General features: G+C 33.7%; 11 protein-coding genes. 6 read left to right on the top strand and 5 right to left on the bottom strand.

The features are described 5' to 3' along the window. Positions 1 to 67: 67 nt before the first annotated feature. The 5 genes from HJ01_RS15005 to recG form a co-directional block, all read right to left on the bottom strand. Positions 68 to 1,240 carry a pyridoxal-phosphate-dependent aminotransferase family protein gene (locus HJ01_RS15005; RefSeq protein WP_007139331.1) on the bottom strand — a complete coding sequence of 391 codons (1,173 nt, stop codon included), beginning with the start codon at positions 1,238 to 1,240 and terminating at the stop codon, positions 68 to 70. Between the two features lie 7 nt (positions 1,241 to 1,247). Continuing rightward, complete coding sequence (gene rraA, locus HJ01_RS15000; protein ID WP_007139330.1) at positions 1,248 to 1,727, bottom strand: ribonuclease E activity regulator RraA; 480 nt, start codon at positions 1,725 to 1,727, stop codon at positions 1,248 to 1,250. 93 nt (positions 1,728 to 1,820) lie between these two features. Continuing rightward, positions 1,821 to 3,446: an isocitrate lyase gene (locus HJ01_RS14995; protein ID WP_007139329.1), complete on the bottom strand. Its 1,626-nt coding sequence runs from the start codon at positions 3,444 to 3,446 to the stop codon at positions 1,821 to 1,823. Positions 3,447 to 3,519: 73 nt separating this feature from the next. Next, positions 3,520 to 5,118 carry a malate synthase A gene (gene aceB / locus HJ01_RS14990; RefSeq protein ID WP_007139328.1) on the bottom strand — a complete coding sequence of 533 codons (1,599 nt, stop codon included), beginning with the start codon at positions 5,116 to 5,118 and terminating at the stop codon, positions 3,520 to 3,522. Between the two features lie 473 nt (positions 5,119 to 5,591). Next, positions 5,592 to 7,697, bottom strand: a complete 2,106-nt coding sequence (gene recG / locus HJ01_RS14985; protein WP_007139327.1) for an ATP-dependent DNA helicase RecG — start codon at positions 7,695 to 7,697, stop codon at positions 5,592 to 5,594. Positions 7,698 to 7,881: 184 nt separating this feature from the next. Between recG and bla the strand changes: the two genes are divergently transcribed. The 6 genes from bla to HJ01_RS14955 form a co-directional block, all read left to right on the top strand. Next, positions 7,882 to 8,610, top strand: a complete 729-nt coding sequence (gene bla, locus HJ01_RS14980; protein WP_040474030.1) for a BlaB/IND/MUS family subclass B1 metallo-beta-lactamase — start codon at positions 7,882 to 7,884, stop codon at positions 8,608 to 8,610. Positions 8,611 to 8,723: 113 nt separating this feature from the next. After that, positions 8,724 to 9,170, top strand: a complete 447-nt coding sequence (locus tag HJ01_RS14975) for a YhcH/YjgK/YiaL family protein (RefSeq protein ID WP_007139325.1) — start codon at positions 8,724 to 8,726, stop codon at positions 9,168 to 9,170. Positions 9,171 to 9,322: 152 nt separating this feature from the next. Next, on the top strand, positions 9,323 to 9,877 hold the full coding sequence (locus HJ01_RS14970; RefSeq protein ID WP_007139324.1) for a DUF1697 domain-containing protein: 555 nt from the start codon (positions 9,323 to 9,325) through the stop codon (positions 9,875 to 9,877). Between the two features lie 34 nt (positions 9,878 to 9,911). After that, entirely contained in the window at positions 9,912 to 13,199 is a 3,288-nt protein-coding gene (locus tag HJ01_RS17215) for an FG-GAP-like repeat-containing protein (RefSeq protein ID WP_007139323.1), read from the top strand. Between the two features lie 175 nt (positions 13,200 to 13,374). After that, complete coding sequence (locus HJ01_RS14960) at positions 13,375 to 13,803, top strand: hypothetical protein (RefSeq protein WP_007139322.1); 429 nt, start codon at positions 13,375 to 13,377, stop codon at positions 13,801 to 13,803. Positions 13,804 to 13,861: 58 nt separating this feature from the next. Continuing rightward, on the top strand, positions 13,862 to 14,241 hold a 380-nt coding region (locus HJ01_RS14955), incomplete at its 3' end, for an aminopeptidase P N-terminal domain-containing protein (protein WP_040474029.1).

Below are 14,241 nucleotides of genomic sequence, written 5' to 3'. Positions count from 1 at the left end.
AAAAGAGATTCATGCGGTTGATTATTTTTAAAAATAGCCTATTACTAATTTAGGTGCGCATAGCTTATTAATGAGCTTTTAAGAGTTCATTTTGAAAAGTCTGCAAACTTTTTCCAACTTCTAATGGCTGTCCTAATTCTGATAAAGCACGTTCCAAAGCTCCTAATACAGCCAAAAGATCATTAGGAGAAACCGAACCCATATGGCCTATTCTAAAATAAGTCGTTTTTATTTCTGGCAGTAATCCTCCTGCTATAATTACATTACTATCCACCATTTTAGAACTTAATGCGGCTCCGTCTATCCCTTCAGGATAGTAAACTGCTGTTAAGGTATTGGCAGCTATTTCAGTTGTTTTAGGTAATATAGTTAGGTTCAAGGAAGCTATTGCGGCTCTAAATGCTTTTGCTAAACTTTGATGTCTCTTCACCCTTTTTTCGATACCTTCTTTACATATAATTTTCAAGCTAGTTTCTAAAGCTACAATTAAATTAACTGCTGGTGTCCCGAAATACGAAGGTCTTCTTTCTTCATAAGCTCGCATTATAGGTAACCAATTGCTCCAATCTGCGTAATAATTAGACACTAGCGTTTTTCTGTTCTCCCAAACTTGCATCGCTTTTTCTGAGACCATCAATAGCGCAAGTCCTGGAGGTACACCAATTGCTTTTTGAGATGCTGTTAAAACAATATCGAGCTCCCATTCGTCCTGATTTAGCTCTTCACCCGCAACCGAGCATACACCATCTAAAATACTTAAAGTATTATATTTTTTAGCTAATTGGGCTATAGGTTTCGGATCTACTATTATTCCCGTAGAAGTATCTACATGGGTAATAGTCAGAGCTTTATATTGCTTATGTTTTAGTTCATTTTCTATGATTTCAAGAGGTACAGTTTCACCTAAAGGAGCTTCCAATAGTGTCGTATTTGCGCCATAACGGTCTAAAATGTCTTTAAAGCGTTTACCAAAATAACCTGAAGAAATTACCAATACATTATCGCCTTGCTCGATGAGATTAGCGGCAGCCATATCCATAGCTAGAGTACCCGTTCCGGCAACGATAAATGGTTGGCCTTTTGGAGACTTCCATACTTCTCTCATTAACTCAAGGCTCTTTCCGAAAATTTCAATAAAATCTGGAGCTACATGACTCGTTGTAGGTATTCCCATTGCTTGCAAAACTTCTGGTTCAAATTCTATAGGACCAGGAATCATCAGTAATTTTCTAGCTTTCATTTGATTTTTATTTTAATAAATTATTTTTGCTTACCAATATTCCGTCGCCATCTGCATAGATGTAATCCTCTGGAATAAAAGTAATCCCTCCAAATTTAACTGGAATATTGATCTCTCCTAAATTACGCTTCACACTTTTGACAGGAGAAGTGTTCAACGCTTTGATACCAATATTCATTGGGTTAATGACATAACTATCGCGAATACAACCATTCACAATAATTCCTTCCCAATTATTCTGTATTGCCAAAGCAGCTAATTGATCGCCTATTAATGCGCAACGCAAAGAGGCACCGCCATCAATTACAAGCACTTTATCTTTTCCGTCAGATTCTAATTGCTTTCGAACTAATGAGTTGTCTTCAAATAACTTTATGGTCGTAATTTTTCCTGAAAACATCTTTTTGTTACCAAAATGATTAAAAATAGGATCCACACAACTAAGAAGTGTTTCGTGCTCATCCCAAAGGTCTGCTGTTGTAAACATATCTGCAAGTAGTGATTTAAGAATTGTTTAATTAACTAAATTTAAAAAGGCAACATGCGTACATGTTGCCTTTACATTTAAATAGAATAAATATTATTTTTCTAATACTAGTTCTCGTTCTGTAGTATTTTTTTTACTTTCAAACTGACTACTTGTATTTTTTGCTCCATCAGCTTTTAAAGCTTTGTCTCCAGCAAAGAATGTTTTATGGTCATCACCAAGATTTGATCCTGCCATTCTTTGATGTTTTACACATGCAACACCTTTGCGAATTTCTTGTCTTTGAACCCCTTTAACATAAGCCAACATTCCTTCTTCTCCAAAATAACCTTCGGTTAAATCATTCATATGAAGTGCTGTAGTATGATATGTAGGTAAGGTAATTAAGTGATGGAAAATCCCAGCTTCTCTTGATCCATCTGCCTGGAAAGTCCTGATTTTATCATCTGCACGATGACATAATTCAGAATCATCATATTGCGCATCCATTAAATTATTTCTATCATAACCTGTCATATTATCTCCTTCTGCAAGCATTTCTTCATACACTTGATTACGGAAGTTTAATGTCCAGTTGAAAGATGGAGAGTTATTATAAACCAATTTAGCATTAGGCACAACTGCTTTAACTCTATTTACCATTTGAGCAATTTGCTTAACATTTGGCGTATCCGTTTCAATCCATAACAAATCTGCTCCGTTTTGTAAACTAGTAATACAATCTAATACTACTCTGTCGATATTAGAACCATCTTTAAATTTATATAAACCGTTTGACAATCTTACTGGACGCACTAATTTACCGTCTCTTTTAAGAAGCACATCATCCTCTTTAGCATCACTTATAGCTATTTCTTCGGCTTCTACAAAAGCTAAATATTGAGAAGCTAAATCTCCTGGTTCTGTACTTACGGGTAATTTTTGCGTAAGACTTGCGCCTTCTGAATCCGTTCTTGCAACAATAATTCCGTCATCAACTCCTAATTCTAAAAACGCATAGCGAATAGCATTCAATTTAGCAATAAAATCTTCATGAGGGACTGTTACTTTTCCATCTTGATGTCCACATTGCTTTGCATCCGAAACTTGATTTTCAATTTGAATAGCACAAGCTCCAGCTTCAATCATTTTTTTAGTTAGCAAGTAGGTAGCCTCTTCATTCCCAAAACCTGCATCAATATCAGCAATAATAGGAACGATATGAGTTTCGAAATTATCGATTTGGTCTTGAACATCTTCTCCTTTTTCAAGTCTTCTAAATAAATCATTTAACTCAATAGCATCTGCTTGACGTAAGAAATCATAAATTTCTTTAATTAATGCTGGAACAGCAGTTTTTTCATGCATTGATTGATCTGGTAATGGACCAAATTCTGAACGTAATGCAGCAACCATCCAACCTGATAAGTATATGTATCTTTTGTTTGTTGTTTTATGATGCTTTTTTATAGCGATGATATTTTGTTGCGCAACAAAGCCATGCCAAGAACCTAGCGACTGTGTATAATTAGAAGCATTTTCGTCATATTCGTCCATGTCTTTTCTCATGATCGCTGCTGTATATTTAGCGATATCCAAGCCCGTTTTAAAACGATTTTGAGTGACCATTCTTGCTGCACTTTCAGGATTAATGGCATTCCAAGTAGTTCCGTACTTCGCTTTTAAATCTTTTACAGTCTGCAAAGCAGAACTATAATTACTTTGTGCTAAATTTTTCATAATTTTGTGTTAGGTTATTTTTTGTTAATAATTAGATCCTGTTGATTGTGACCGCAATCGCAGGATTGTTTTTTTATATGTATTTGTAAGCGGGTAGTGTTAAAAATTCTTCAAATTCTTCAGAGATAACCAGTTCGTCAAAAAGCGAAATAGCTAATTTAAACTTGCTTTTCTCTATGTTTTCTTCTCCAATTTCAGCAGTGATTTTCGCTACTTCATCATTTAGTAATTCCTTATATAATTCCATTTTAAATTTTCGTCCGTCTTCAAGTTTCACTTCGTTTTTTAACCATTGCCAAACTTGTGTTCTTGAAATTTCGGCAGTTGCGGCATCTTCCATTAAATTATAAAGAGCAACAGCACCATGCCCTCTTAACCAAGATTCGATATACAAAATACCCACATTTATATTTTTTCTAATTCCTGCTTCTGTCACAGTTCCTTTAGGCATTTCTACCAAATCTTTTTCTGTTATGATTACATCGTCACGAGTTATATGTAATTGGTTTGCTGTTGGCATGTGTTTATCAAACTCAGCCATTGCAACTGCTACTAATGCAGGATGAGCAACCCATGTGCCATCGTGTCCGTTTAAAACTTCACGTTCCTTATCTTTCCTAACTTTTTCTAAAGCTGCAGCATTCGCTTCTTCATTATTTTTTATCGGAACTTGTGCTGCCATTCCGCCTATTGCAAGAATGCCTCTTTTGTGGCAACGTTGAATAACCAACTTGGAATAAGCATCCATGAATGGTGAAGTCATGGTTACTTGATCGCGATTTGGAACTACAAAATTGGGATGATTTCTAAATTTTTTGATGTAAGAAAATATATAATCCCAACGACCACAATTCAAACCAACAATATGATCTTTCAGTTCAAAAATTATTTCATCTAGCTGAAAACTTGCGGTTATTGTTTCAATTAAAACAGTTGCTTTAAAAGTTCCTTTTGGTACTTCTAAATAGTCTTCTGCAAATTCAAATACTTTATTCCACCAGCGAGCTTCTAAATAATGCTCTAATTTTGGTAAGTAAAAATAAGGTGCAGTTCCGTTTTGTATCAATGTTTGCGTATTATGAAAAACATACAAACCAAAGTCAACTAAACTTCCTGAGGTTTCTTCATTGTTTATTAAAAGGTGTCTTTCGTCTAGATGCAAACCTCTTGGTCTTACTAATAAAACAGCCGTCTCTTTGTTTAGTGTGTATGATTTACTACGCTGTGCATCAATTAACGAAATGGTCTTTTTATTGGCGTCAATTAAATTTTGTTGTCCTGTTATGGTATTTTTCCAAGAAGGAGCAGTGCTGTCTTCTAAGTCAGCCATGAATGTTTTAGCACCTGAATTTAATGCATTGATGATCATTTTACGATCTACTGGTCCGGTGATCTCTACACGTCTGTCTTGCAAATCTTGAGGGATTGGAGCTGCTGTCCAATTGCCATTTCGTAGGTCTTCAGTTTCTTTTGGAAATTCCGGAAACTTTCCGCTGTCAAAAATGGATTGCTTTATAATTCTGCTTGCTAGCAGTTCCAGTCTTTCGGTATTGAATTTTTCATGTAGTGCAGTGATAAATGCTAGTGCCTCATCAGTTAGAATTTCTGGATAGTAATTATTAACTTCTTTTGAAAAGTTAATTTTCGATTGTCTTAAAAATGTGTCTTCCATGTTGCTTATAGATTTATAGTACAATTCTATAACAATTATTTTAATAAAACAAGCGAACGTTCGTTAAATATTGTTTTTTATTTAAAAAAGTATTTTCGCAAAAAATGAAATATTCACTTTTGTGACGAAATCATTATTAGTTTATTTTTTAATGATTACTGTGTTTAGTGCGCTTTTCAGTGTTTTATTACTATTTAAATTGTTAAATAGTTATAGTTTATGGAGGTATGTTAATTGGGTATTGTGTGGTGAAACTTTAATTGAACTCAATTAAAACTATTTAATGGAACCTTAATTTATTTCTGATTTGATAGAGACTTGTAGCTGTAGAGAATTACAACAGAGAGAGATCTCAAGCTTAAAATTAAGTAAGCGAATATGTGCTATGGGCAATTTACTATTTTTTTATGCAATAGCGGATAACTGTTACGAAAGCTCGTAAATAATGATTTTTAATGAGAAGTGGTGAAAAACTAACTAATATAATTCCAAATATTTTTCTTTTTGGTCAACTCGATATATACTGCTCTTAGGCTAGCATGTTCCGGTTTTTGCAATGGTGCATCCTCTTTAAGTATTTTTGAGGCATGGTTTCTGGCTAGGGCCAAAATTTCTCTGTCACGCACAATATCTGCAATCTGAAGATTCAGAACGCCGCTTTGCTGGGTTCCCATAAGGTTTCCAGGGCCTCGAAGTTTGAGGTCGACTTCAGCAATTTCAAAACCATCATTAGTACTTACCATCGTTTCCATTCGGGTTTTACTGTCCGAACTTAATTTGTGGCTCGTCATCAGGATACAATAACTCTGATCAGCACCACGACCCACACGACCGCGCAATTGGTGGAGCTGCGAGAGTCCAAAACGTTCGGCACTTTCAATAATCATTACCGAAGCATTAGGAACATTTACACCAACTTCAATTACAGTTGTTGCCACCATGATATTAGTTTTTCCTTCGCTAAAGCGTTTCATTTCCGCATCCTTATCTGCGGGTTTCATCTTTCCGTGCAGGATGGAAATGGAATACTGCGGTAGCGGGAAATCACGGGAAATGCTCTCGTGACCGTCCATTAGATCTTTGAAATCCATTTTCGCCGATTCTTGGATCAACGGATATACAATGTAAATTTGGCGCCCAAGGGCAATCTCATCGCGTATGAATTTCCAAACTTTGAGTCGGTTGGAATCAAAACGATGTACCGTTTGAATGGGTTTTCGTCCTGGAGGTAATTCGTCAATCACGGAAATATCAAGGTCGCCGTACAAACTCATCGCCAAAGTTCTAGGAATAGGCGTTGCCGTCATTACCAAAACGTGAGGAGGAATCTCATTTTTCTTCCATAACTTAGAACGTTGCTCTACACCAAAACGGTGTTGCTCGTCAATAACTGCCAGTCCTAAATTCTGGAATTTCACCTTGTCTTCTAACAAGGCATGTGTCCCAATAAGGATTTGTAAAGTTCCATTTTCGAGTTCTTCGTGTATGATTCGTCTAGCTGCAGTTTTACTTGAGCCTGTAAGTATTTTTATGTTTATATTTAGCTCATTAGCTAGTTCTGATAACCCAATAAAATGCTGGTTTGCTAGGATTTCAGTAGGTGCCATCAAGCAGGCCTGAAAGCCATTATCTAGTGCCAGCAACATGCTCATAAAAGCCACGATTGTTTTCCCAGAACCTACATCCCCCTGCAACAAACGATTCATTTGGGCATTGGTACCCATGTCTGTGCGTATTTCTTTTATTACCCTTTTTTGTGCTCCTGTGAGTTGAAAAGGCAAATGGTTTTGGTAAAAATCATTGAAATTTTCACCCACCTTTGTAAACGGATGTCCTTTTATTTTGTGTTTCTGAACTAGATTTTTGGTAATAAGTTGTAGCTGAATAAAGAACAACTCCTCAAAGACCAACCGGAATTTGGCTTTCGCCAAAGCTTCTGTACTTTTAGGAAAGTGAATGTTGATTAAAGCATCTTTTTTAGAGATTAGTTTCAGCTCTGTAATTAGATAATCAGGTAGCGTTTCGGTAAACAAAGTATGCGTTTCCAGAAAAAGCTGTTGCATTATTTTGTTAATCGTACGATTTGAAATTCCGCGATTAGTCAAGGTCTCTGTCGAAGGATACACAGGTTGCATGGCAGAGCGCAAACTTTGTTCGTGTTCGCTCAGCAGCTCGATTTCAGGATGCGACATATTGTAAATGCCGTTAAAGGAAGTGCATTTTCCAAAAATCACGCTCACTTCATTTATTTTTAAAGATTCCCGAACCCATTTGTGTCCTTGAAACCAAACTAGTTCCATTTGTCCCGTATCATCTACAAAGGTAGCTACAAGGCGTTTTCGTCCTTTACCAAATTCTACCGTTTTGACATTGATAATTTTTCCAATTATCTGTACCTCGGCAACATTGTTTTGCAGCTCGTTGATTTTGTAATAACGAGTTCGGTCAATGTATCGGTTGGGGTAAAAATTGATTAAATCCTTGTACTTATGAATCCCCAATTCCTTGCGTAGCAATTCGCCCCGACTGGGACCAACGCCTTTTAAGTATTCAATGGGAGTAAGTAGGAGGTTGTTCATTTTGCTTTTTTGGACGCGGATGATTAGGATTTGCAAAAGTAAAAACGCAGATTAAAACGGATTTACTATTTAAAAAGCGAAGATAGTTTTTTGTTTGGGAATTTGGAAACGGGATCGATTGAAAGTGATGTAAGAAAAAAGAGTATATTTGAAATAAAAAAACAAGAAAAAACAATACTTTAAAATGAGAAAGTACATCTTGCTAATAAGCTGTTTGGTAATAATTAATACTACATTTTCTTTCGGGCAAACGGTTGTAAACGAACTAAAAATAAGTCCAATATCGAACAATTTTTATGTGTACACTAGTTATAAAATGTTTGGTACAAAAAAGCAAGACGCTAACGGAATGTATGTGGTTACTCAAGCTGGCGTCATTCTTTTTGATTCCCCTTGGGATGATTTCCCGTATCAATTGTTATTGGATAGTATTGAGTTAAAACATCATAAAAAAGTTGTTCTAGCACTGGCAACTCATTCTCATGAAGACAGAACATCAGGACTTGATTTTTACAAGCAACACGGAATTAAAACTTATACAACTAAGTTGACAGATGCAATTTCGATAAAAAATGAACGACCAAGAGCCGAATTCCTGATGGATAAAGATACTGTTTTCAATATAGGTGGTTTTAAGTTTGAAACCTTTTATGGCGGTGAAGGGCATACAAAAGATAATATTGTGGTTTGGTTTGACAAACAAAAAATTCTATATGGTGGTTGTTTAGTAAAAAGTATTGATGCTAAAGATTTAGAATATGTTGGAGAAGCCAACCTTCAGGAATGGCCAAAGACGATAAAAAGAGTCCAAGAAAAATTCAAAAAACCAAAATGTATTATTACGGGCCATCATGACTGGTCTAATACTGAGGTTTTAAATCACACACTTCAATTATTAGAGGAAAATAAATAACAAAAGTTCTAATATCGCACAAAATTTAAAGAGCTTATTTTTCAAACAATATTCTAATTTTTTACATTTTTGCAAAAACAAAAATAACAGATTTAAACAATTAATAACAAACGATGATAATTGATAAAATTGAAAATTACAGTCTTTATGCAAATCTGACCGAAAGATTAGCCAAAGGATTTGAATTTATAAAAAATACAGATTTGTTTCAAATAGAACCGGGGACTTATGAAATTGATAATAAAGCGGTATTCGCCATTGTTCAGGATTACGATACAAAGGAAATTAAGGATTGTATACTTGAAGGCCATACCAAGTATATCGACATTCAATATGTGATTGAAGGAACCGAATTGATGGGAGTGACCACCAAAAAAGATCAAAAAGTGTTAACTAGTGATTTAGACAAAGACTATACTTTTTATGAGGGTGAAACGGCATATTTAAGACTAGAAACAGGAATGTTTACGGTATTTTTCCCAGATGATTTACACAGGCCTTGCGTTCAGGCCGGGGAAAGTTCGAGAGTTAAAAAAGTAGTGGTTAAAGTTCAGATTTAACTACTAGATAAAATACCAGTTTAGGAATCCGGGAGTGTTATTGCTTTCGGATTTTTATTTACTGAAAAGTAAAGGAGTATTTTCTGTTTTAATAAAATTGTGAATTCTACATTAAACACAATATCTTTGGAACAATTACAAAAAACTAAAAAATGACAACGCATCTTGCACTTCTTCGTGGTATTAATGTTTCTGGACATAATATGATGAAAATGGATTTATTGAAAACGACTTTGGAGAAAATTGGTTTCGCCAATGTAGAAACCTATATCCAGTCCGGTAATGTTTTTGTAGATACTGAGGAGGAGAATGCCGCCAAAGTTGGTTTTATCATCAAACAAGAGATTTTTAAAGCCTTTGGTCATGACGTTCCAACAATTGTAATTGGAATTGAAGATTTACAAAAGTGTTTTTCGAATAATCCTTTTTTGAAAGAGAAAGATTTGGACATCAAAAAGATATATGTGGCTTTTGTTTCGAAAGAATTACGGTCAGAAAACATCAATGATTTAAAAATTAGTCAGTTTAAACCAGATGAAGCTCAAATAGACGGGAACAGGGTTTTTATTAAGTATGCCGTTGGCGCTGGAAAAACAAGATTGGATCAAAAATACATTGAGAAAAAACTAAATCTTACTGCAAGCATCAGGAATTGGAATACGGTGACGCAGTTGCTAAAAATGTATGAAGAGCGAATTGCTAAATAATAAACCAGTTAACAGTAGTATTAAATTTAAAAATATGCAGAAAACTATTTTTATTTATCTATTTCTTTTTTACTCAATTTTTGTAAGCTCTCAAAATTTTGAAAAAGTTAGTGCTTCAGATAACTTAAAAGGAGGGTATAATGGATTTGCCTCTTTTGTAGATTATAATAAAGATGGTTTACTGGATATTTTTGTCACGGGAGTTGATTTTGGTGTTAATGGCGATTTCAGAAATGCAATATTATACAAAAACAATGGTGATAAAACATTTACTGAAAGCGCTATAAAAAACATTCCTAGAGCAATTTATGGGGATCTTTCCTGGGGAGATTTTAATAATGATGGAACTTTGGATTTATTATATAATGGAACTGTAAGTGGATTTGCAGAAAATAATATTACAAAAATCTATAAGAATATTGATAATGGTTGCGAATTTGTAGAAATTTCTAACTCAATTCCAAAAATAAAAGACGGTTCAGTTCAGTGGGTTGATATTGATAATGATGGTTTATTAGATGTGTTTTATCAAGGAATAAATGCCAATGATATATTTGATTTGGGAATTTTTAAAAATAATGGAAATGAAACTTTTACCAAAGTTGAAAACATAAATTTATATTCAATTACTGGTGAAAGAGCAAATATGCAATTCAATAGAGGGAATTGGGCAGATTTTGATGGGGATGGTTTGAAAGACGTAATTATTGCTTCCTCAACAAAAACAGAACGCGAATTTGCAATCTATAAAAATTTAGGGAATTTTAAATTTCAAAAAACAAGTTTTTCTCTTCCACAATTGAGTTATGTTAGTATGGATGTAGGAGACATTAATAAGGATGGACTTCCTGATTTAGTGTTTACAGGAAGCACAGAATTTAATTTAATGAGTGGAGATAGCAACAGTAAACTTTTTTTTTATCTTAATAAAGGAAATATGAATTTTAGTAATTCATTAGTGCTAGAGAATTCAGGAGGCTTCTTATCACAATTGAAATTAGGTGATTTTAATAATGATGGCTTTTTAGATTTGGTCAATTTTGGTTCGGGGCTGTCTTATAGAGTTACAAAATTTTATTTGAACAACAAAAACGATACTTTTTCAGAGGTGTATAAAGGGTTTCCGATTTGTTACAGTGGAGGTGTTGATTTTGGAGATTTTGACAATGACAACGATTTAGATATTCTTTATTATGGTAGGACGGAGAACCCAAGAGACGATGAAATCACCTATATATATGAGAATAAAACAGTAAATATTGATTTACCTTCTGAAATCATTTTTGATAACGGCTGTGGTTGTAGTATGGAAAGTTCATTTTCTTTAAATAATTCGGTGGATTCAGTAATTTGGAATTTTGGCGATGTGACAGCAGCAACTTTAAATGAATCCAATCAAGTCCGACCAACACATTTATTTTCGCATACAGGTACTTTTACTATAAGTGCGACATATACAAAAGGAATTACAACTAATACAATTGTCAAAACAGTTGATATTGTTATACCTCCGATTATTAAAAAACCAGCTACTATTGAAATTTGTGAAGCGGATAATAATTTTAATTTCCATGCATTAAAAGATACAGAGGTGTTAGACGGTTTGGCTCAATCTGATTATGAAATTAGTTACCATTTATCATTTAATGATGCCGACAGGAATAATGCAGCTTTACCAAATTCGTTCGAAGTGGAAAATCTTAATCAAAGTATTTTTGTAAGAGTTCAAAATAAATTAAAATCAAAATGTTATGCAGTGACCGATTTTAGTATAATAGTATTGAATTCACCTGTTTGGAATGGAATTGAAGACATTAATGTTTGTGATGATAATACTGATGGTTTTGCTTTTTTTGATCTAAGTACAATTGATGCAATTCTCATTAAAAATCAATCTAATATCCAGATTACATATTTTGACAGCAGCGATAACCAATTAACCATTCCTTTGTCTTCAAATTATAGTAATATAATTGCAAATAAAGATTACATCAGAGCAAAAATAATCAATTCACAGAATGGTTGTCTGGTAGAAAAAGACATCAATTTAATTGTTAATCATTTGCCAGTAGTTAATAGCTTAAATGTTTTGGTAGGTTGTGACGATGATAATGATGGTATATCAGAATATTTTGACACTTCTACAATTGAAAGTAATGCAATAGGTAATCAAACAGGAGTTACTGTTTCTTATTATGATATTATGGGAAATAATTTATCAAGTCCTTTACCTAATCCATTTACAAACTCAACTCCATACAATCAAACTATAGTAGTACGACTTACGAATCAAATTACAAGCTGTTATACAGAAGCAAACTTAGTTTTAGAAACCTCAAGTAAACCAAAAATAAACAAGCCAAGTAATTTATATGCCTGTGATGAAGGTAATGGCTTCGGCTATTTTGACACATCTAATATTGAATCTCAGCTAATAGGAAATCAATCAGGCTTGAAAATTTTGTATATGGATAAGGACGGTCAAGTATTACAAAGTCCGTTACCGATATCTTTTAAAAATACGATTTCTAATTTTCAAACTCTATCTGTCAGAGTGGAAAACAGCATAAATCCCCTGTGTTTTTCTGAGACTAGTTTTGATTTGGGAGTAAATCAATTGCCTGAAATTAATTTGAAAAAAAATTACTCTATATGTAACTTAGAATCGTATTTGCCTTTAGCAATTAATAGTAATTATGAGTCATATGAATGGAAATTTCAAGATGACAGGATTATCTCAATTGCAAATGAAGTGCAGCTTACAGATGAAGGAAACTATACAATTAAGGTTAGTAATAGCACTAATGGTTTAGTTTGTTTCAATTCGTTTTCATTTAATTTAAAGAGATCAGTACTACCAAGTATCGTTAATGTTAATTATGATGAATTGGGTAATAATTTTATTGAAATTATTGCTTCTGGAGATGGTAATTTTGAATATTCAATTGATGGGATAAATTTTCAAGACAATAATTTGTTTAAAAATATTTCAGGAGGATCTTATATTGTCTATGTAAGAGATAAGGATGGTTGTGGTCAAGATTTGTCAGAAGTAACAGTATTGGATTATCCCAAATTTTTCACACCAAATGATGATGGTCTAAATGATTTTTGGCAAATTAAAGGGATAAGTAAATATCCAAATGCCCAAATCTCTATTTTTGACAGGTATGGTAAATTATTAAATCAGTTTTCAACTATGGATAGTGGCTGGAATGGTACTTATAACAGTGCAAAAATGAAAGCAGATGACTATTGGTTTAGCGTAAATTTTAAGGGTCAAAACAGGACTTTTACAGGACATTTTACATTAAAAAGATAATACCATTAATTTTTGAAGAACTTATGCTTAATCAATTTAGACATCAATCGGAACTAAATACGGGCTAAGATTTGTAAAAAATGTATGAGAAGCGATAAATACATTTAAAAATGCTAAAGGGAAGCAACCTTTAGCATAAAAAAGAATCTATTAGTATATCTAAATTCTAAAAAAAATGAAAAAATCAATTATTTTTTGTGCTTTGCTAGTCCTTTTTTGTTCCTGTTCTAATGATAATATAAAAGCAGTTACAACAGATTATCAAGGAAAATGGGAATTGTACCAAATGTCAGGTAATATTCCTAACGGTGAAACCACTGGAGCAGCAATGGAATGGCAAGAATATTATTTTTTCAATACCGATGGAAGTTTTACCAAATCCAGAACTAGGAATGGAACTAAAACGGAAATATCTGGAACCTATATCATCACAAAAATACAAGAAGAGTCTTTTCTTGAATTAACTTATAAAACAAACAGTGAGCTTATAGGAAGTTGCTATGGTAACAATAAAGAAGAGCTTACTATTCTTCCTAATTCTGTTTTATCCAGCAGTTGGAAAAACTGCGATGGTCCCGGACTAGAATATAAGAAAACGAACTGAAAACCAATAAGTAGAAATTTGGGTAGCATCTTTTTGTTCTCAATCTAAAAACAAATACATGTCTTTAAAACTGTCAATAATTATTACAATTTTTTCCGCCTATTTTTCGATGGCTCAAAATGGTACACCAACCGATTATTTGTCTTCCCAATTTCATAAGGAAAGAAGGGAGGCGCTGCGTAACAAAATGCCCAACAATAGCGTGGCTGTTTTTTTTGCGAATCCTGTTCGTAACCGCGCTAATGATGTGGATTATGTATACCACCAAGATCCCGACTTTTATTACCTTACAGGGTACAAAGAACCCAATTCTGTTTTAGTTATTTTTTCTAACAATCAAACCAATAAAGAGGGAAAGACGTATAAGGAAATGCTATATGTTCAAGAAAAGAATCCACAGGCGGAGCAATGGACAGGGATTCGTGCCTTTACTTTGTG

The organism is Flavobacterium frigoris PS1 (genome assembly GCF_000252125.1).
In the GTDB taxonomy this organism is placed as follows: Bacteria; Bacteroidota; Bacteroidia; order Flavobacteriales; family Flavobacteriaceae; genus Flavobacterium; species Flavobacterium frigoris_A.
The sequence above is the reverse complement of the archived record's forward strand: the minus strand, read 5'-3'. Positions and strand labels throughout refer to the sequence as shown.